This window comes from Alteromonas salexigens (genome assembly GCF_025628895.1).
Lineage (GTDB): Bacteria > Pseudomonadota > Gammaproteobacteria > Enterobacterales > Alteromonadaceae > Alteromonas > Alteromonas salexigens.
Map to the genome: position 1 here is coordinate 85,287 of NZ_JAOTJC010000007.1, position 21,417 is coordinate 106,703.

At 54.0% G+C, this 21,417-nt stretch carries 15 protein-coding genes; 8 read left to right on the plus strand and 7 right to left on the minus strand.

The features are described 5' to 3' along the window. Nucleotides 1–254: 254 nt before the first annotated feature. Nucleotides 255–1,604: a glutathione-disulfide reductase gene (gene gorA / locus OCL06_RS07840; protein ID WP_262993221.1), complete on the plus strand. Its 1,350-nt coding sequence runs from the start codon at nt 255–257 to the stop codon at nt 1,602–1,604. A 143-nt stretch (nt 1,605–1,747) separates the two neighbouring features. On the opposite strand, the gene OCL06_RS07845 is transcribed toward gorA, so the two are convergent. Continuing rightward, nucleotides 1,748–2,011, minus strand: coding sequence for a DUF7218 family protein (locus OCL06_RS07845; protein ID WP_262993222.1), 264 nt, complete (start codon nt 2,009–2,011; stop codon nt 1,748–1,750). 389 nt (nt 2,012–2,400) lie between these two features. Between OCL06_RS07845 and OCL06_RS07850 the strand changes: the two genes are divergently transcribed. Continuing rightward, nucleotides 2,401–3,039 (plus strand): PEP-CTERM sorting domain-containing protein, encoded by a 639-nt coding sequence (locus tag OCL06_RS07850; RefSeq protein ID WP_262993223.1) that lies wholly within the window; start codon nt 2,401–2,403, stop codon nt 3,037–3,039. 101 nt (nt 3,040–3,140) lie between these two features. Here OCL06_RS07850 and betT read toward each other — a convergent pair whose 3' ends face one another. After that, the gene (betT, locus tag OCL06_RS07855) at nt 3,141–5,192 is read right to left on the minus strand and encodes a choline BCCT transporter BetT (RefSeq protein WP_262993224.1); all 2,052 of its coding nucleotides are present in this window, start codon (nt 5,190–5,192) and stop codon (nt 3,141–3,143) included. A 608-nt stretch (nt 5,193–5,800) separates the two neighbouring features. On the opposite strand from betT, the gene OCL06_RS07860 reads away from it, so the two are divergent. After that, nucleotides 5,801–9,127 carry an amidohydrolase family protein gene (locus OCL06_RS07860; protein WP_262993225.1) on the plus strand — a complete coding sequence of 1,109 codons (3,327 nt, stop codon included), beginning with the start codon at nt 5,801–5,803 and terminating at the stop codon, nt 9,125–9,127. Nucleotides 9,128–9,211: 84 nt separating this feature from the next. On the opposite strand, the gene OCL06_RS07865 is transcribed toward OCL06_RS07860, so the two are convergent. Continuing rightward, nucleotides 9,212–10,756: a hydroxymethylglutaryl-CoA reductase gene (locus OCL06_RS07865; RefSeq protein ID WP_308446001.1), complete on the minus strand. Its 1,545-nt coding sequence runs from the start codon at nt 10,754–10,756 to the stop codon at nt 9,212–9,214. Nucleotides 10,757–11,206: 450 nt separating this feature from the next. Between OCL06_RS07865 and OCL06_RS07870 the strand changes: the two genes are divergently transcribed. From OCL06_RS07870 to OCL06_RS07890, 5 genes are all read left to right on the plus strand, one after another. Then, complete coding sequence (locus tag OCL06_RS07870) at nt 11,207–12,460, plus strand: HlyD family secretion protein (RefSeq protein ID WP_262993226.1); 1,254 nt, start codon at nt 11,207–11,209, stop codon at nt 12,458–12,460. A 2-nt stretch (nt 12,461–12,462) separates the two neighbouring features. Beyond that, nucleotides 12,463–14,616 carry a peptidase domain-containing ABC transporter gene (locus OCL06_RS07875; RefSeq protein WP_262993227.1) on the plus strand — a complete coding sequence of 718 codons (2,154 nt, stop codon included), beginning with the start codon at nt 12,463–12,465 and terminating at the stop codon, nt 14,614–14,616. Between the two features lie 16 nt (nt 14,617–14,632). Continuing rightward, the gene (locus tag OCL06_RS07880) at nt 14,633–14,872 is read left to right on the plus strand and encodes a helix-turn-helix domain-containing protein (protein ID WP_262993228.1); all 240 of its coding nucleotides are present in this window, start codon (nt 14,633–14,635) and stop codon (nt 14,870–14,872) included. 130 nt (nt 14,873–15,002) lie between these two features. Beyond that, complete coding sequence (locus tag OCL06_RS07885) at nt 15,003–15,185, plus strand: hypothetical protein (RefSeq protein ID WP_262993229.1); 183 nt, start codon at nt 15,003–15,005, stop codon at nt 15,183–15,185. A 44-nt stretch (nt 15,186–15,229) separates the two neighbouring features. Further along, on the plus strand, nt 15,230–16,162 hold the full coding sequence (locus OCL06_RS07890) for an ATP-grasp domain-containing protein (RefSeq protein ID WP_262993230.1): 933 nt from the start codon (nt 15,230–15,232) through the stop codon (nt 16,160–16,162). Between the two features lie 152 nt (nt 16,163–16,314). Here the strand turns inward: OCL06_RS07890 and hslU are convergent, their stop codons facing one another. The 4 genes from hslU to priA form a co-directional block, all read right to left on the minus strand. After that, nucleotides 16,315–17,643, minus strand: coding sequence for an ATP-dependent protease ATPase subunit HslU (hslU, locus tag OCL06_RS07895; RefSeq protein WP_262993231.1), 1,329 nt, complete (start codon nt 17,641–17,643; stop codon nt 16,315–16,317). Between the two features lie 57 nt (nt 17,644–17,700). Beyond that, on the minus strand, nt 17,701–18,225 hold the full coding sequence (gene hslV / locus OCL06_RS07900; protein WP_262993233.1) for an ATP-dependent protease subunit HslV: 525 nt from the start codon (nt 18,223–18,225) through the stop codon (nt 17,701–17,703). A 183-nt stretch (nt 18,226–18,408) separates the two neighbouring features. Continuing rightward, a complete protein-coding gene (locus OCL06_RS07905; protein ID WP_262993234.1) occupies nt 18,409–18,969 on the minus strand; it encodes an SPOR domain-containing protein in 561 nt (186 codons plus the stop codon). Nucleotides 18,970–19,103: 134 nt separating this feature from the next. Beyond that, a complete protein-coding gene (priA, locus tag OCL06_RS07910) occupies nt 19,104–21,278 on the minus strand; it encodes a primosomal protein N' (protein ID WP_262993235.1) in 2,175 nt (724 codons plus the stop codon). Between the last annotated feature and the right edge of the window lie 139 nt (nt 21,279–21,417).

Below are 21,417 nucleotides of genomic sequence, written 5' to 3' on the forward strand. Positions count from 1 at the left end.
CTTTATCCCGCTATAAATTTTGGCGCAGTGTACGACCAGTCCGAAAATTGCGCAATTAGGATTTTGGATAATTTGCAGGGTTATTCAGGCCTTAACTAACGGCGATTTATCCTTACAGGTGGGCAGGCTGACGCCGGACAAACGGTGAACACAATCCGCTGTACCAGAGTACAAGTAGCATCCGTTAATTTTGTACCCCCATTTTATTCGTGCCAGAATGCAATGAGGAAGCAACCAGAGTAGATATCAGCCATATGAAAGAATTCGATTATATTTGTATTGGTGGCGGCAGTGGTGGCATTGCCTCGGCCAACCGGGCAGCAAAACACGGTAAACGGGCGGCCATTATTGAAGCTAAGCACGTTGGCGGAACCTGTGTGAATGTAGGGTGTGTCCCTAAAAAAGCCATGTGGTACGGCGCGCAGGTCGCAGAATCTATTCACCGCTATGCTGATGACTACGGCTTTGATGTGCGGGTAGACAACTTCAGCTGGGAACGCTTGGTCGCCAGCCGTGAGGCATACATTCAGCGCATCCATGCCTCTTATGACAAGGTATTGGCTGCCAACGAAGTGACCTTAATAAAAGGTTATGCCCGGTTTGTGGACGACCACACTGTGGAAGTCGATGGCGAGCACTACACCGCCAGCCACATTACCATAGCCACCGGCGGTCACCCGGTGATCCCAGACATTGAAGGCGCCCAATTCGGTATCGATTCCGATGGTTTCTTTGCACTTAATGACCAGCCTAAATCTGCAGTAGTGGTGGGCGCGGGTTACATCGGCGTGGAATTGGCCGGGGTGCTGGACAGCCTGGGTACCGACACGCACCTGGTGGTGCGCAAACACGCACCGCTGCGTAACTTTGACCCGCTTATTCACGAAACCCTGGTCGATCTTATTAATCAGGAAGGCCCTAAACTGCATACCTTCGCCTCAGTGGACAAAGTGGAAAAAGTGGCTGACAAGCATCTGAAGGTTCATCTGAGTAATGGTGAAACTATCGATACCGAGTGCCTTATCTGGGCTATTGGTCGTGCCCCGTCTACCGGCGATATTGGTCTTGAAAACACCGGTGTGGAACTGAATGACAAGGGTCAGGTCAAGGTAGATAAATACCAGAATACCACCGCGAAAGGCATTTACGCAGTGGGCGACATAACCGGGCATGCGGAGCTGACACCGGTAGCGATTAAAGCGGGACGCCTGCTGAGCGAGCGGCTGTTTAACGGCCAGGAAGATGCCCACCTTGATTATTCGATGATCCCCACGGTGGTGTTTAGTCACCCGCCCATCGGCACCATTGGTTTATCTGAGCCCGAGGCCAAGGCCGAGTATGGTGAAGAGGCTGTGAAGGTGTATACCTCCTCGTTTGCGTCTATGTTCTCTGCGGTTACCCGTCATCGTCAGGCGACGAAGATGAAAATTGTCTGTGTGGGTGAGAATGAAAAAGTGGTCGGACTGCACGGCATCGGGCACGGCATGGATGAAATTCTGCAAGGCTTTGGTGTGGCGCTGAAAATGGGTGCAACGAAAGCCGATCTGGATGCCTGTGTGGCTATTCACCCCACCAGCGCGGAAGAGTTTGTCACCATGACATAGACACTGCCCGCCCAGCGCCGGCTTGATCCGGTTGCCCGGGCGGCAATCCGTGTTCTTATCCTGGCCGGCTTCTTCTGTCTGACGCCGGCGGGTTTACACAAACTGGCAGCGCCCGGCGCCTGCCAGTTTTTTAAAGTCAGGCGTTAGTGATTGCGCAATGCATCTATCAGTTCATCTTTGCTCATATTGGAGCGACCCTCTATGCCTACGTCTTTGGCTTTATCGTAAAGCTCGTCTTTGGTCCATTTCTCGTATTTGTGGTGTTTGCCGCCTTTCTTTGAGGGATGCTGGCTGTCGTTAGCCTGCGCATTGGCAATTCTGGCCGCTTTCTCTTTGCTATAGCCCTTATCACGTAAGTCTTCATAGGTACTGTCATCTTTTATCTGGTTGCCATGATCTTTTGCCATCTCGTCCCTCCTCTCAATTAAATAAAAGGTGTCCGCGCGACGCAGCCGCGCATGTGTACTCTGGTACATTAATTAATCAGATTTAGTTTAGTCAGCGCCTCACTACACCAAGAGACAGGCAGGGAGTTTTATTCGCAGCGACGCTGTAACCTTTACAATTTATTATAATTTTTACAGACACTTAGCTTAAAACGCCCCACGCACAGCTATAACGCTACCTCAACAGGATGCCCGGCCTGGCTATACCCCTTGCCATGCCTGCCATACAAAATGTTAATGACAGGTTAAGGGCCTAAGGTGTGGTTATTGCTTACCCATCTGACCGGTTTCAGAAGCGTCACAGGAAGCCGGATTATTCGGAGATTCAAACAAATAAGTAAGGAATAACCATGTTGAAAAAAGTAGCAACCTACTCTGCCCTGGTGGCCTCAAGCTATCTTATGGCAGCAACCAGTCAGGCCGGTATCATCTCGTCAGTAAGCACAAACGACACCTCGGCTTCTTACACGCTCAATGAAGAATCGCTGATGAACGGATCATCGGCATTTTCAGATAGTGGCGAGACCTGGTTGTCTGTCCCGGAGTACCTGATGGGTGCGGACTACATTGAAACCGCGCAAACCGACAACAGCAACAGCGACCTGGAAGTCTCGGTCAGCTTTAACGGTGATGGCACCCTTTATTTCTTCCACGCCGATGAACTGGACCTGCCAGCGTGGGCGAGCAGTGCGTTTGCCGATACCGGCGATTCCATCACGCTGACGGGCCCGGTAGCCGGTTCATACAGTGTTTATTCTATGATGGTCTCTTCCGACTCTGATTTCACGTTCCTGGACAACGATCCTGATACCACCAACAGCGGTTTAATGTATGGCATTGCCGCAGTGGGTGATGGCTCTGGGAATACAGGCGGTGACAATGGTGGTGATAATGGTGGCGCTAACGAAGTATCTGCCCCCGCCACGTTTGCATTATTTTCATTAGGTCTTGCCGGCCTCATGTCACATCGCCGCAGCAACCATAAATAGCCTGCGCACTACACAGAAAAACGCCGTGACCATTACCGGGCACGGCGTTTTTTTATGGGTAAGAGAAAGTGGTCGCGCGGCGTCAGGCCGCGCGATACTGCTTACTCATTTTGCGGCTTGAACAGGGCCACGTCAGCACCTGGCTGTGAGCGCTGCGCATGCAGAAAGTGCATATGCCGCTCGAAGTGTTCAAGAATGTCAGCAATAACCTGAGCTTTGGAGTAACCCATCAGATCATAGCCTTGCCCCCCTTCGACCAGCATCACTTCAACGCGATAGTAACGATCACCGCCCTTCGCCGAACGGGTGGCAAATGAAGGCATGAGATGACGACTGGGGCGTAGCTCGTAGTAGAAGTCCTGCGCGCTGTGTAAATCCACCCGCAACGACAGATAATCGCCGGTGGTGTCGTCTCTGTCCACCAGGGCTACGGTGAGATCCCGGGCTTCCAGTTCCTGTTTCACATCTTCCATGGCCGGTTTGGCTACCCCGTCAAGAAACTGATGACACTGTTTCTCATTTGGAAAGCTTACCGCGCGCTGCAACCGTTCTGTCCAGTTCTGCGCCGCCTCGTCAGCATGTGGGTGAACCGGCAGGTTAGTGTCGATGCTCTGCTGCTTGAGACTTTCCACCCGTAGCGCTTTATACAAGCCCACCATCATCACGCACAGGACAAAGGCAAACGGCAACCCGGTGACCACCACGGCACTTTGCAATGCGGTTAACCCGTCGGCCAGTAACAGCGCAATGGTCAGCAGACCAATGATACTGGCCCACATAATGCGCATCCATGATGGCGCGTCACTGTACGGGTCTTTGAGAATTGACGTAAGGTTAGACAACACCAGCGAGCCGGAGTCACCGGAGGTCACAAAGAACACGAAGGCCAGAATACTTACCACGATGGTGGTTAGCCCGGCCCAGGGGAAGCGTTCCAGGAACATATAGATAGCAGAGCCGGGATTATTCATGGCTTGCTCACCGAATTCCTGGGCGCCGGACATGACCATCTCAATGGCGCTGTTACCCATAATGGACATCCACACAATCATGAAGGTCAGTGGCAGAATCAGGGTGCCGGCCACGAACTCTGCAATGGTACGGCCACGGGATATCCGCGCCAGGAATAAGCCTACGAACGGACCCCAGGCAATCCACCAGGCCCAGAAAAACAGGGTCCAGCCATTCAGCCAGTCAGTAGGTGGATCAAAGGCATAGGTTTCAAATGACAGGGCGATAAAGCCCGAGAAATAATCACCAATGTTGGTAACCAGCGCATTTAACAGGAAGCGGGTTTCGCCCACAAACAGCACGAACAACATGAGCAGGATAGCCAGCACCATGTTGAACTCCGATAGCCGACGGATGCCTTTTTCAACCCCGGTAACGGCCGATATTGCGGCAAATACAATCACCACTATCGCCAGTGCAATTTGCGTTGTCAGCCCCTCGGGAATGCCGAACACATGATTGAGGCCGTAATTAAGCTGGATTAACCCTATCCCTAAACTGGTGGCCAGGCCGAAGACCGTCCCTAACACAGCAGCAATATCCACCGTATGTCCGATTGGGCCATAGATGCGTTTACCAATTAGCGGATACAGCGCAGAACGAATGGCCAGCGGCAGCCCGTGGCGGTAGCTGAAAAATGCCAGCGTCATGCCGACCAGGGTATATACCCCCCACCCGGATAAGCCCCAGTGGAATAAGGTAAGCTCAATAGCGTTGCGGGCGGCCGCTGCTTCCGTGCCCATCGCCACAGGCGGCGCAAGGAATTGCGTCACTGGCTCAACCACACAGAAGAACAACAAGTCGATACCGATACCGGCAGCAAACAACATGGCTGCCCAGGTGAGCACATGAAACTCCGGTCGGGTGTGATCCTGCCCCAGGCGTATTTTTCCCCATGGCGACAGCGCGACCACTATGACAAATAGCAGATACGCCACCACAGCGATAAAATAGAACCAGCCAAACGATGAAGAGATCCAGCCAAGGGCCTGACCTATCACGCTGCTGGCACTTTCAGTAAAGAACATTGCCCACAAGGCAAACACGGTAATTCCAATTACCGAGCCGTAGAAGGGGATAGGATTGACGAGCACTTTCTCCTCGTCGCTATCCGCTAGCGTTTTATCATTATTTTCCGACATCGCATAATCCTCGTTAGATTTTGCTGCGTTTTTTTACTTAACACGCCCAACACAGGTATTCGCACACTTTCTATGCATAGCTACCCGCCACACGGTTAACTGAGTATAGAAAACAAACGAAATTTGTATAAAGCGAACAAAGGGTAAGAAGAAATATTTATTAGCCAGGGACCTGCAGTAAAGGGATAACTCCGGCCCCCCCTGACTACGTTGTAGCAATGGCGTTGCAAGTGACGGTCACTGTCTGATGCGTGGGTTTTACTACCACGTAAAATGCATCGTTCACCCCATTCCATGCCGCCTCGCCAGTAACATATTATTAATGTTTAAGGTCTGTACGCAGGTTAAGTGCTATTTGGATTGTTTTAGGAAGAAGATACCTGTTTTGTTCGGACACTCCTCGCCAGAATTATAACTTGTTGGTATGGTTATCGGTTGTTACACCTCATCCTGCCCTCCACTCGTCACAACCAGCCCGCGGCTAATCGTTTTTCTGCTCGCATTTACCGGTAATTCCTTTACGATGACAACCATTTGTAGCAGAAATGTTACTAACCGCGCGGGTGACGCCGGCGAAGCATTAATCTATTAGAAGTTGGATTCCTACCATGATAACTACTCCAAAAACGCTGCTTGCGGCAGCAATAATGGGCCTGACATTTGGCCCGGCCACTGCTGTCGCGCAGGAAACCACCAGCTCAACTGACTACAACACGGAAGAATGGGATGTCCTGAATCCCCCGTTTGCGCTGAATGAAGTGACCATTAATACCAACGAAACCACCTGGTCCAGCCTGGATATCGCGCCATCCGGCGACTACATAGTGTTTGATATGCTGGGCGATCTATACCGGGTACCGGTGGATGGCGGCGATGCATCGCCACTCACTCAGGACTTTGCCTGGAATATCCACCCGGCCATTTCGCCCGACGGTAATCACATTGCTTTTATCTCCGATCGGGGGGGCGTATCGAACGTCTGGGTAATGGACAGCAACGGTGAAAATCTGCGCCAGGTGACCAAAGAAAAGAATAATCTTATTCACTCCCCGAAATGGAGTCCGGACGGTGAGTATCTGGTGGTTACCAAAGGCATTATGTCCAGCCGCAGTATTCCGGCCGGGGAAATCTGGATGTATCACCGCAATGGCGGGGATGGCCTGCAAATTAAAGCACGGGTGAACGGTAAGCGTGACCAGCAAAACATCACCGACCCGGCATTCTCACCTGACGGCAAATATATTTATTACACTCAGAATACCGTACCGGGCAGCCAATTCGAATATAACCGGGATCCGCTTGAAGGCATTTTTGCCATCACCCGCTTCGATCGTGAAACCGGCGAAGAAGAACGCTATATCAGCGGCACAGGCGGTGCGGTAGTCCCCACGCCTTCTCCGGATGGCAAGTACGTGGCGTTTGTGCGCCGGGTGAAAGACCGCACAGGGTTGTTCATTAAAGACGTAGAAGCCGGTACCGAAACTCCGCTTACCCTTGCGCTTGAGCGGGATATGCAGGAAGGCTTTGGTACCGAAGGCTATTTTGCCTATTTTGACTGGATGCCAGACTCCTCCGCGATTGTGTACTGGACCGGCGGTAAATTCCATAAGACCTCGCTAGCGGATAAGACCGTGTCAGCTATAGACGTGGAGGTAGAGGCCACGCTTCAGTATGCCGATGCTTTGCGGTTTGACGTCGATGTTGCGCCCGACAAAGTTGATGTGCGCATGATCCGCTGGTCACAGGCTTCGCCTGACGGCAACAGCGTGTTGTTCCAGGCACTGGGTAAGCTGTATATCCGGGATCTGAAATCAGGCAAAGTTCGCCGCCTGACCAGTCAGGACAGTCACGATGAGTACTATCCTCGCTACTCTAATGATGGAAAATCCATTGTGTACACTACCTGGAACGATCAGGAACTGGGCAGTGTACGCGTCATTCCGGCGTCCGGCGGCACCAGCAAAGTGATTACCTCGCAGCCTGGTCATTATATTGAGCCGGCATTTGCCACTGACGGCAGCAAAGTGGTTTACCGTAAGTTTACCGGTGGCTATTTGCTGGATCCGAAATATTCAGTGGATCCTGGCCTGTATGTCACCGATCTGGCCACGGGTGAAACCGAGCGGGTAGCGAAAAGCGGCCGCAATGCCCACTTTGCCGGCGACAACAGCCGGGTATTTTTCACCGAATCAGTAGGTGGCACGCCTTACCCGGAAACCCAGCTCAGCAGTGTAAACCTGCAAGGCAATGATAAACGCACTCACCTTTATGGCGGTGATGAAGTCAGTGAGTATCGCCTTTCCCATGACAAGCAATGGGTGGCGTTTGTTCATCAGTTCAACACCTACGTGGCACCGTTTGTTGAGAACGGCAAGAAGATTACGGTAGGCCCGAAAATGACCTCTTTGCCGGTGACGCAGCTGTCGGCCCGCGCCGGTGAGTACCTTACCTGGTCGGCGGACAATCAGCGGGTGGGCTGGTTCCATGGCCCGTATTACTTTGAACGCAGTCTGCAGGACGCCTTTGCCTTTGTCGACGGTAGCCCTGAAACCCTGCCCGAACCGGAAGACAAAGGGCTCGACCTGTCTTTTGAGGTGGATGCCGACAAGCCTTCTGGCTACAAGGCGTTAATTGGTGGTCAGGTTGTCACCATGCGTGACGCTGACAATATGCAGGAAATTATTGATGACGGGGTGGTCCTGATTAAGGACAACCGCATTGAAGCCGTGGGTAAAGTGGGCGAAGTGACCATTCCGGACACCGCCATGCGCATCGATACCAGCGGTAAAACCATCGTGCCGGGGCTGGTCGATACTCATGCCCACGGCGCCCAGGGCCGCAATGAGATTATCCCTAACCAGAACTGGAGCCAGTATTCCAATTTAGCCTTCGGGGTAACCACTATTCATGATCCTTCGAATGACACCACTGAAATCTTTGCCGCCTCCGAGCTGCAGCGTGCCGGTGATATTGTTGCTCCGCGCATCTACTCCACCGGCAAAATCCTGTACGGCGCCGAGGCGCTCGGCTACAAAGCCATTATCGACAACTACGACGATGCCTATTTCCATGTGCAGCGTCTGAAAGACAGCGGTGCTATTTCGGTAAAAAGCTATAACCAGCCCCGTCGTGACCAGCGCCAGCAGGTGCTGTGGGCCGCCAGCAATCAGGACATGATGGTAGTGCCTGAGGGCGGCGGTAAGTACCAGCAGAATATCTCTATGCTGGTAGACGGCCATACCGGACTGGAGCACAGCCTGCCTATCCCCCGCGGGTATGATGATCTTACCCAGCTATGGAAAGCCACCGACTTCGGCTATACCCCCACCTTCGTGGTGTCGTATGGCGGCATGATGGGTGAAGAGTACTTCTATGACCGTACCGAAGTGTGGAAGAACCCACGTCTGCTGCGCTACACCCCGTCGTTCATTCTGGACAAACGGGCCATTCGCCGGCCTACTGCCCCGGATAACCAGTACAACCACCAGAACGTGGCCAGCTACGCCAAAACTCTGCGCGATAATGGCGTGAGCGTCCATATTGGTGCTCACGGCCAACGTGAAGGGCTGGCGGCCCACTGGGAAATATGGATCATGGAACAGGGTGGCTTCACTCCGTGGGAAGCATTACGGGGCGCGACCATCGACGGTGCCAGCCACTTGGGCATGGGCGATGATATCGGCAGTATCGAAAAAGGTAAGCTGGCCGACCTGGTCGTGATGGATGGTGAGGTACTGAACAACCTGCGACGCAGCGAGTACGTTGAGTACACGGTGATCAATGGTCGGGTATATGAAGCTGCCACCATGAATGAGGTAGGCAGCAAAACCGAGCGTAAGCCGTTCTTCTTCGAAAAGGATAATGCCACCTTTATGCCACAGGATACTGCTGTAGAAGTGGAAGCGAAGGCCCATAAGTATCACTGGGAGCATTAATTCGCTGGCGCCATACCGGCACCGCAATAATTAAAAAAGGCCGCAGGGGAAACCCGGCGGCCTTTTTTTGTAGTAACTACGCCGTTAGCGGTTACGGCCGTACTGTTCGTGAGAGGACACCCAGTCAGAGGACGAAATAGCCGACGCCAGCGAAATCTCGCCGGCCAGGGCTACCGCGCCGACGATCTCAGCAAACTTGAGCACCCGGTCGCGGCCATAACAATCCATCAGTTCCAGGCATTCCCGCTGCGTACCAATACCAGTACCTCCGCCATAAGTGGCAACGATTAACGACGGAATGGTAATAGACAGATACAGATCGCCTTCGTCGGTAAGCTCAGAGTACAAAATGGCCGCTGACGATTCCGAAACATTTGCCACATCCTGACCAGTGGCAATAAACATTGCGGTGATCCCGTTGGGCGAATGCAACCCGGTATTATTCACCCCGGATAAAAACGAGCCCACCCCTGCCACTCGTCCGTGGTAATCAATTTGCTTGGGATCGACCCGCATTACTTTAAGCAGATGCTCACGCTTGATGGTAGCTTCAGCGGTCACCCGCTTACCCCGGGTACGCATAATATTAATTTGCGAGGCTTTTTTATCGGTGGCGAAATTCGATTCCAGATAAAAATTCTCGATACCCTCGTAATGGTCCAGGATCCAGCCACACGCTGCGAAGGTAGCCCGTCCCACCATATTTTGGCCGGCCGCATCGCCGGTTCGGTAGTTGAAGCGCAAAAACGCAAACTTGTTCGACAGGTAGTGATCGATATAGGTGAGCTTGGCCACACTCGACGTGGCTTCGGCCTCTTCGCGGATTACCCCTATGTTCTCTTTCACCCAGGCCACAAAGTCTCTGGCTTTGCGGGCATCGGAAAAGACAAATACCGGTGCGCGCTGCATGGCGTCATCCACCACCGTCGATTTCACGCCGCCACTCATATTCAGTAATTTCATACCGCGGTTATACGAAGCCACCAGCGTGCCTTCGGTAGTGGCCAGTGGCACCACAAACTCGCCGTTAGCATACTCGCCGTCAATTTTAAGTGGCCCGGCGATGCCAATAGGCACCTGCGCCACCCCAATGAAGTGCTCGATGTTCCCTTTCAGTTCGTTCGGATCTATCGAGTACTTGCCGACGTGATCGATACGGCCACCAGTCTGACTCTCAAAGTATGCCTGGCGCTTTTTAATGATATCCGGGCCGTAGTCATCGTGGGCATCACGGGGAATATGCACGTCCTTGTCTGACGGTTCGGTCACGTTATCCACCACATCGAATTTCAGCTTACCGAACGGCGAAGCCACAAAGGAAATGCCAATCTTGCGCTTTTCCGGGCTGACTGATTCATCGATTTGTAAGTACACGGTGATTACTTGCTTCAAATCGAAGGGGGTTTCCCCCGCCGCATTTAACTCGCTGACACTCAATAACGTGTCCCGGCCTACCTGCAGAGTAATTTTATCTTCCGGGATCTTTTCGCCATCCAGGGAAATCCACTTGAGTTCTTTTAAAGTGGCATCCTTTAAGCGGTTCTTCAGCATAAACGACAGACCGTCCTCCGTTTTCGTCAGGCTGCCGTGGGTATATAGCTGTTTTAACAAAATGCTGGGTACAAACATGCGGGTTCCTTCACTGCTTTTTATCGTTGCTCGAATATGAACTTTTTATCTCCGTGATGAATGTTATAGCACAGTCTTTACACAACTGCGGCCTTTGATGGCCTTCTGATAACCGGTATAAACTTGGCTTATTTACCTTCGCTAAGTGCTGAAAATGCACACCGCCTCCCACTTTCAAAAATGCGCCAGCCGCTTTAAATAACGGGTCATGCCCTGTGCCCCGTGGGCTCCAGAAGTTACTGGCCGCGGCAAAATTGTCGTTCATCGCAGGCCAGCCTAATTTAAATTCCGTCAGCAAGGATGACTGACATTACTCAGTGGGTACCCGGCCAGCAACCAAAAGGAGGCGTCAGGGATTACGATGCCAGGGATTGGACAGTCTGCATGGAAGAGACAGGCCGGGTACCACATTGAGCCCTATTTCACTTACTCAGGATTTGCCCGAACACTATGCGCAATACGTTATTTCGGCCCCAGGCAATTGAGCATCAGCGCCAGCGTCTGACAGGATCGGTGCTGATTACACCCAGCCTGCCCGCTCAGGTGATTACACTGCTGCTGTTGATATGGCTTGCGGTGGTGGTCATGTTTCTCGCCACTCAGCAGTTTAGCCGCAAAGAAACCGTGAACGGCTGGCTTGAGCCTGCCGGTGGTGCGTTGCGTGTGCATGCGGCGGGCAACGGTGGCCAGATCAGCGAGATACTGGTACGGGAAGGCCAGCAAGTCAGTGCGGGCACTCCGCTGGTAAAACTGAACACTGCCACCAGCAGCACCCATGCAAAATCAATGGAACACACGTTACTCGAAGAATATCAGGCTCAGTTGAACCGGGTAGAGGCACGCCTGCAACGCAGTGAACAACGCCACACGGAGCAACAGGAAAGTCTTCGCCAAACTATAAACTCCTATCAAAGCGACCTCGCCCAGCTTACTAGGCTACTGGAGTTGGCCAATGAGCGGCTTGCGCTCGCGCAGGCCCAACACCGACAACTGGCACCGCTGGTCGCTGAGGGGTTGGCGCCCCAGCAGGACCTGCAGACGCTGACCGCCAGTCAACTGCAAATTCAGCAAGAGTTACACCAGCTGCAACGAGACGTACGACGCAGTCAGCAGGCCTTACATGACAATCAGGCACAGCTACGTCAGTTACCCCGCCAACACCTGGATGCGACTGCTTCATTACTGGATGACCAAAGTACCCTCCGTCAACACATTGCCAGGCTGGAAGCGGCCGCCGAGGGGCTCATCCGGGCGCCCATCGATGGGGTGATAAGCTCGCTCACTGCCCATGTCGGTCAGTTCACCCAGGCCGGGGTGCCGTTGATGACGCTGCTGCCACAAGGCACCGATCTGGAAGCGAGATTGCTGGTGCCGGTGCGGGCGGCAGGGTTTGTAAATGAAGGACAGGCGCTCACCATTCGCTACGATGCGTTTCCTTACCAGAAGTTTGGCATGCAGGCAGGCGCAATCCGCACCTTTTCCGCGGCTGTGGTGTTACCCGGCGACCTGCGTGATGCACCGGTGACGGTAAATGAGCCCGCCTATCTGGCCCGTGCCGTGCTCGCCAGCAAACACCTGGCGGCTTATGGTAAACCCGTCGCACTCCGGCCCGGTATGACGTTTACCGCCGACGTCCAACTCAGCGAGCGGACGCTGGCTGAATGGCTGTTTGAGCCGCTGTATTCACTGGCCGGGAGACTATAATTGTGAACACACTGTCCCCTTCTCTGCCCGCCCTCGCACTGCCTTTACGTCTGCGTCGGTCGGTCCCCGTGATATATCAAAGCGAAACCGCAGAATGCGGCTTAGCCTGCCTGTGTATGGTGGCGAACTTCCATGGAGCCGGCCTGGATATGACCAGCCTGCGCCAAACCTACGGGGTCTCCCAGCGCGGCGCTACTCTGAAAAACCTGATGGATATCGCCACAGCTCTTGGCCTTTCTGCACGTGCACTGAAAGCCGAGCCAGCCGATTTAAAGCAACTGCAGTTGCCGGCCGTCCTGCACTGGGATTTACAGCACTTTGTGGTATTAACCAGGGTGACCAGACAAGGTGTCACCCTGCACGACCCCGCAGTAGGCGAACGTAAACTGGACTGGGAGGCGGTTGACCGGCACTTTTCCGGGGTCGCCCTTGAGGTGCAGCCCGCCAGTGATTTTCAGCCAGCCCCTGCCTCTCCCCGTCTGTCGTTCCGTTACTTCTGGCAACGCATCACCGGACTGAAACGGGCACTGGCTGTACTGCTGGTGTTATCCGTGTTGTTACAGGTGTTCTCGATTGCTTCGCCTTACTATATGCAGACGGTGATCGACGATGTATTACTGCGCCAGCAACAGGATTTACTGATGGTGCTGGCCCTCGGTTTTGGCTTACTGCTGTGTGTGGAAACCTTTACCAGCGTGGTCCGCCGGCTGGTCATTTTGTCTGTCTCTTCCCGGCTGCAATTGCAAATGTCGGCCAACGTGTTCCAGCATCTGCTAAAGCTGCCGCTGGATTATTTCGCGAAACGGCACGTGGGCGATATTGTGTCCCGCTTTGGCTCGCTGGCTAAAATCCGTGAGTTTCTTACGACCGGACTGGTCACTGCGGTGCTCGACGGTGTGATGGCTCTCGTGACACTGGTGGTCATGGCCATATATTCACCGCTCCTAACCTGGGTTGTGTGTGGGTTTGTGGTGTTGTACGTACTGAGCCGAATAGCGTTAACGCCGGTTCTCCGTAAGTTAACCGCACAACGCATCGACATGGCGGCGAAAGAACAAAGCCATTTCATAGAGTCGGTCCGGGCTATTCAGCCGGTGCGTATTTTTAACCAGGAGGGGCGGCGACAAAATCAGTGGCAGAACCGGCTGGTGTCTACCCTCAATACCGATATCCGGCTGGGGAAGTGGGATATTGGTGCCTCTACGCTTAATCAACTGCTGTTCGGCCTGGAGAATATCGTCATCATCTATCTGGCCGCCACACTGGTCATGGCCAATACGTTTTCAGTGGGTATGCTGTATGCGTTTATCGCGTATAAGAGCCGCTTCACGTCATCGGTAGACAGCCTGGTGACCCATGTTATTGAATTCAGCATGCTGCGGGTACACTTCGAGCGGTTGGCAGACATGGTTTTCACGCCCACTGAGCCCCGCCAGGAGGGCACCGCAACGCTGCCCTCCTGTGCCACCGCCGAAGGCACGTTGCAGGTGTCCCAACTGGCATTTCAATACAGCGCCGCTGATAAACCGGTTTTCGAGCATGTCTCCTTCACCGTGCCCCAAGGTTCACTCATTGCCATTGTGGGGGCCAGCGGTACCGGCAAATCCACACTGCTCAAGTGCATGATGGGGTTATTCGCGCCTTCCCACGGCACCGTTACGCTGAACGGCAACTCGGTATTCGGCACCCATTGGTACCGGGCACATGTCGCGTCAGTGATGCAGGACGACTGTTGCCTGGCCGGAACGATTGCCGACAACATCGGCTGCTTTGAGGAAGCCATCGATCTGGACCGAATGGTGGCGGCCGCGCGCATGGCCTGTATTCACGACGACATACTGCGTATGCCAATGCAGTATCAGACGCTGGTAGGTGACATGGGCAGTGCGCTGAGCGGTGGCCAGTTACAGCGGGTGCTGCTGGCCCGCGCGCTCTATCGCCAGCCCGCGATCCTGTTTCTTGATGAAGCCAGCAGCCATCTAGATGTGGCTAACGAACAGGCTATTAATGCCAACCTGCGGGCACTGAATATTACCCGCATTATCGTGGCCCACCGGCCGCAAACCATCGCCATGGCCGACACGGTTTACTCGCTGACGTCAGAAGGACTGACGTTGGTACCACCCCACACCGGCAACCCGCCGGAACCATCATAATGTAAGGAAAACACCTATGTCTGATATTGCACCGCTGGATGAAAAACTCACCCACTTGTCGAAACGGGAGCTCCAGGTAGCTCATAAGATAATGGAAGGCCTGCCCAATAAAATCATTGCGTCGCAGTTATTTATTAGTGAGCGCACGGTAAAGTTTCACTGTGCCAATATTTACCGGAAATTGGCCATCCGCAACCGTTCGGCACTGATGGCGAGGTATTTTCGCCTGCTTTACCAGCCGGTGAGCCCGGTATAACCCCGTTACCTGAAGCACCGGCGGTATGCGATTCCCGCCCCCGGTACAGGCGACAACTTATTTGAATCACGTAAACTGACTTATCACTGCAATGGATGCAGTGTGACTAAACCACTACAAGGAATGTACTATGAACAAGCAAGCTACCCTATCAGAACTGACCGACATGGACCCGCAACACGTCAGCGGCGGACAGATCCCGTTCCCTCTGCCCGGCGCGCCAACCATGCCACTGCAGCCGGTCACCCCGCCGGTATATATTACGCTCGCCATTGGTGAGGGTGGTGGCGATTTACCTGATATGCTGTCCTGATAGCGGAAGACAGGCGCCGACACACGGCGCCTGTGCATCTACTTATGAAAAATGTCGTATTGCTGGGACAAGCCAGCGACCCCCAAATTCAGCACCTGCACCGTGCCATTGAACACACCCGGTATACCCCCTGGGTAGTAGATACCGGCTTGTTTGGCGGCCAGTTACAACTAAGCTATGACCCCGGTTACGATGACGGCATGCTGCATATCAATGACCAGACCGTGCCGTTTTCACAAATTACTGCCGCCTACTGGCATTTGTATGCCACACCGCACAACTGTCAGTCAGACGACGCCTTTGCCAGTCAGGTCGCGCGGGAGCAGGCCGGTACCCTGCAAAGCTTTTTTCTGTTTAAAGAGATCCGCTGGGTAAACGGAATTGAAGCCATTCGCGGCCATCAGTGTAAGCCAGTGCAACTCAGTCTGGCGCGCCGACTGGGCGCCACCATACCGGATTCATACATTGGCAATGAACGCCGGATAGCCAGAGCGTTTGCGCACCACTACCCCAACGTGATCCTCAAGCCCGTACGCGGTGGCCAGACGGCCCGGTTATTGTCAGAAGAAGAGCGCACCCCCGCTGCGCTGATGGCATTGCTGGATAGGACACCGGGCACACTGCAGGAATACATACCCGGCACCAACGTACGCAGTTATGTATTCGGTACGGATGTAGTCAGCGTCCAGATAGATGCCAGCACAGTGGACTTCCGGGATGATCCTGACGTGACCATACTCAACACGCCCACCCCGAAACCGGTGCAAACCCTGGCCAGTCGCATATGTCGTGGATTTGGCATGGCCTGGTGTGCCATTGACTGGCGCCGCCGGCCCGATGGCTGCTACTTTTTTCTGGAGGCTAACCCCTGCCCGTATTTTCTCGCTGTAGAGGCAAAGACCGGCGCGGATCTGACCGGCCGTTTACTGGCGTTATTGCTACCCGACCAGGCAACTATGCAAACACAGCAGTCGTAATCCGCCCTGCTACGCGACAACAGCAGGTGTGGCCAGCGACAAATAAGTGAGTGTGTCGATATCACTTTGCGTCTGAATGATGACCATAAAAAAGCCGCCTGTGCATAGGCGGCTTTGAATAATGTGGCAGTATGTCTGCCAGTTTTTGGGTGTTACAGAATGAAGCGCGACAAGTCTTCGTCGTCTACCAGAGATTCCAGATGCTTATTCACGTAATCCATATCGATAGAGAACGACTCACCGGCTTTCTCGGAGGCATCATAAGAAATATCTTCCATCAAGCGCTCCAGCACCGTGTGCAGACGACGAGCACCGATGTTTTCGGTCCGCTCATTCACCTGCCAGGCAGCCTCGGCAATACGCTGAATACCGGTGTCGGTGAAGGTCACGTCCACCCCTTCGGTTTTCATCAGTGCGGTATACTGTTCGGTGAGTGATGCACTGGGCTCGGTAAGAATACGTTTGAAGTCTTCCACTTTCAGCGCCGCCAGTTCTACCCGGATAGGTAACCGTCCCTGCAACTCAGGGATCAGGTCTGAAGGCTTGCTCATCTGGAATGCACCAGAGGCAATAAACAGAATATGGTCGGTCTTCACCATGCCGTGTTTAGTCGACACCGTCGAGCCTTCCACCAGCGGTAGCAAATCCCGCTGCACACCTTCACGGGACACATCACCGCTCTGGTTACCTTCCCGTTTGCAGATTTTATCAATTTCATCCACAAACACGATGCCATGCTGCTCTACCGCTTCAATGGCTTTTTCTTTCAGATCTTCCTGATTGACCAGGCGCGCCGCTTCTTCTTCAATCAGCAGCTTCATTGCCTCTTTTATTTTCAGCTTCTTTTTCTTGGTCTGCGAACCGGACAGATTCTGGAACATGCCCTGCAGCTGGTTGGTCATCTCTTCCATACCCGGCGGAGCCATGATCTCTACGCCCATCTGCTGCTGTGCCACATCGATTTCAATCTCTTTGTCATCGAGCTGACCTTCCCGCAGTTTTTTGCGGAAATTCTGGCGGGTACCGCGATCTTCCACCTCTTCCTTTTTGCCCCAGGCGTCTTCAGGCGGCGGCAGTAAAACATCCAGAATGCGCTCTTCCGCAGCTTCTTCAGCACGGAACTTCACCTTCTGCATTTCCTGCTCTTTGGTCATTTTCACGGCAATATCCACCAGGTCGCGGATAATGGTTTCGACTTCCTTACCCACATAGCCCACTTCGGTAAATTTGGTGGCTTCTACCTTGATAAACGGCGCATTGGCCAGTTTCGCCAGACGCCGGGCAATTTCGGTTTTACCGACCCCGGTGGGTCCAATCATGAGGATATTTTTTGGTGTTACTTCCTGACGCAGCGTTTCGTCCAGCTGCATGCGGCGCCAGCGGTTACGCAGTGCAATAGACACGGCGCGTTTCGCTTGTTGCTGACCGATAATGTGTCGGTCTAGCTCATGAACAATTTCACGTGGAGTCATTTCAGACATGGAAAACCCTTTTCTTGATAGGTGCCTGACGGCACACCGACAGCCCATGGCTGACGGTTAATAATCTAGTGTCTCGACGGTTTGGCACTGGTTGGTATATACGCAGATATCACCCGCAATGCCCAAACTTTTCTCTGCGATATCTTTAGCCGACAGTTCGGTATTGGCCAGCAATGCCGTGGCCGCGGCCTGGGCATACGGACCGCCCGAGCCGATAGCAATCAAATCGTTTTCCGGCTGCACCACATCACCGTTACCGGTAATAATGAAAGACGCGGTCTCGTCAGCTACTGCCAACAATGCCTCTAAACGACGTAATGCCCGATCGGTGCGCCAGTCTTTCGCCAGTTCTACGGCCGCTTTGGTCAAATGACCCTGATGGGCTTCCAGTTTTGACTCAAACCGTTCGAACAAGGTGAAGGCGTCGGCGGTGCCCCCGGCAAACCCGGCCAACACTTTGTTGTGGTAAAGACGGCGAACTTTCTTGGCGTTACCCTTCATCACGGTATTGCCCAGCGATACCTGGCCATCACCGGCGATCACCACCTGATTGTCTCTTCTCACTGATACGATAGTAGTCACGTATACTCCCGTTAACTTGGGTTTGCACCCGAAGGTGTAAAGGATTGATGAAAACGAAATGGGGCGGGCGGGATAGTTTTCAAGTGCTGGCGCCAGACATTTATGCCCGGCCTGCCAGTACCTGATGAATTCAGGAAAGAAAATGCAGTTTTCTGCGCTGCCCACAGGCAGCACAGACAGGGATCAGAGGTTCCAGTACCAGATTTGGCAGGTGGAAATATTAACTTTACGCAGGCTGTGTTTGGCGCGCTCGGCATCGCGCTTCGCGTCGAACGGGCCGAGGATCACCCGAAACCAGTCGCCATTGCTGCCACTGCTTGGCCGGATTTGGGCTTCTAAACCCTGAAACGCGATCTTGGCTTTCATTTCTTCGGCCTGCGCCCGGGTGCGGAATGAGGCGCATTGCATCAGATAGCGTTTGTCTGATTTTTCCTGCTCCGCCACGTCTACTTCCACTTCATAGCCGGGCAGGGTTTTGATGTATTCCCACTCTTCTTCAGGCAGTTCCGGCAACTCATCCTCGGCGGGCGCCACTGAACGGGTAACCGGAGCATCCGGCTGGGTATCGGCGGCGTCCTTGATGGACCACAGGAACACCGCAAAGCCAATGAGCAGAAGAATGACAATCGCCAGCTTCACCCGTGCATAGGGCGTAATAGGATTACCTTTCGCTGGCTTCCTGCGTTTCGGTTGTTGTTTTTTCTGCGGCGCGCGGCCACGAGAGACATAATCACGTTGTGCCATAAACGGCGTACTTTCCACTACTTAATTTGAGACTTCAGCGACCCCACGGCCATCACTGACCCTGTTCGCAACACTGTGCTCAGTGTACCCGCATTCAGAGAGAAATGCTGCTTAGTTTATACCCGAAAATACGCTTAACTGAAATCAGTGGGGTCAATATCCACCGACCACCGCACCCGGTTAGCCAGCCGGTGACTGGCAAAGTATGGCATGGCCAGGCGCAACGCATCGTGCAGGGGTTTTCGCCGGTCATGCTGGCATACCAGCATAAACCGGAATCGTCCCTGCCGCTTTTCCATCAGCGTGGGCATGGGCCCGATCAGTGTTACCGAGCCGTCCTGTTGCAACACCGTACGACAAGCCATCAGGTAATCATATGCCTGCCGACCGTCGGTGGCTTCCGCGCGAATTACAATCTGACTGGTGAACGGCGGTAAGGCGGCCATCTGGCGCTCTGCCAGCGCCTGACGCGCAAAGTGGCCGTAGCCATTGTGTACCAGATCCTGCAGTAAGGGATGATCCGGGTTGTGGGTTTGCAACCACATTTCCCCGGGTTTACTGGCCCGCCCGGCCCGACCTGCCAGCTGTGTTACCAGCTGAGCCAGCTTTTCCGCAGCCCGGAAGTCGGCACTGAAGAGCGCACCGTCACAATCCAGTACCACGACCAGTGTGACGTGAGGAAAATGGTGCCCTTTCGAAAGAATTTGAGTGCCAATTAATATCTGATATTCCCTGGCGTTCACTTTTTGCAGGGTATCCTGCAGCTTGTCTTTGCCGCGCACCGAATCGCTGTCTATACGCACCTGCGCCACATGGGGAAATAAGGTGGCCAGCCCGGACTCTACCTGTTCGGTACCGACCCCGCTGGTTACCAGCTCCTGACTCCCACAGCTCTCACAGCGACCGGGGATGGGCCGGGTAGCGGCACAATGATGGCACTGCATGCGGTTAAAGCTGCGATGCACGGTAAACGGCCGCTCGCAGCGCTGACAGGTTTCCGTCGCTCCGCAATGGTGACATAACAAGGCAGGCGCGAACCCCCGGCGATTGACAAACACCAGGACCTGATTGCCCTGTTGTAAATGCTGACGCATGACCGTGAGCAAGCCTTCGGCAATGCCGTGACGCAACGGCTGATCACGAATGTCGAGTACATGCTGGCGGGTGGACTGGGCGCCACCGGCACGCCGGGTGAGCTGCAAGTGATGATAACGGCCGGCCAGGGCATTATTGAGGGTTTCCAGCGATGGGGTCGCGGTCCCCATTACCAGCGGGATCTGCGCGTCTTTGGCACGCAGCACGGCTAAATCCCGGGCATGGTAACGCAACCCGTCCTGTTGCTTGAAAGACTCGTCATGCTCTTCATCGACTATCAGCATGCCGGGGCGCTTCAGGGGAGTAAAAATGGCCGAACGGGTCCCTATGATAATACCCAGCTCACCTTCCCGTGCCTGCTGCCACACTTTGAGCCTGGCGGTATCGGTGAGTTGTGAGTGCAGCACGCCGACGGCAATCCCGAAGCGGTTTTCGAAACGCCGGACAGTTTGTGGCGTCAGACCTATTTCCGGCACCAGGATCAGCACTTGTTTGCCATCCCGCAGTACCGGCTCGATGGCCTGCAGATACACTTCGGTTTTGCCGCTACCGGTCACCCCTTCTAATAAAAAGCTGGCGAAGGCGTGACGCTGGCTGGATATGGCTGCAATGGCTACGGCCTGCTCTTTATCTGGTACCGGCGCACCCTGGACGTGCAGCGCGTCAACAAAATGAAATGGGCGGGGTTGCCAGGGTTGGCGGACTTCTTCTATCAGCGATTTGTCTGCCAGTGATTTTACCACTGCCGCTGAATAGGCGCTGGTAACGTCGCTGCGAGGCTGCGACTGTTCACGCAGCCAAGCCAGACAGGCCTGCTGTTTAGGCGCCCGTTGCAATTCGCTCAGTGAGCAGTTCTGCCCTTCTGTGGTAGCGGTGAGCAAGACAATATCATCCGGAGTAGCCCGCTCCCCTTTACGCAGCAGTACGGGCAATACGGTATGTAATACCTCACCGGGCGCATGATGATAGTACTGCGACAACCAGCGGCACAATGTCAGTAGCGAGGCGTCCAGTACCGGGGTGGTATCCAGCACCGTGGACACCGCTTTGAGCTTATCGGATTCCGTAGGCGCCGCTTCTCCCATCACAATCCCCACCAACTGGCGATTGCCGAACGGCACTTTCACCCGCACACCGGCCGGTAGCACGGTATCGCAGGTGTAGGTGAAGGTTTGTCGAAGCGGAACCGGCACCGCCACATCAATAAGCGCCATGCTATGCACAAGCTCCTTGTTCGCCAGTGAAAAATATCCAGGGCACAGATAATTCAGGCATTGTAACTGCTGATCGACGCGCAAGAATAGTCAATCCTGCGAAGCCCTGATTTTAGTGGCTCTGATCAGGTTAATAAAC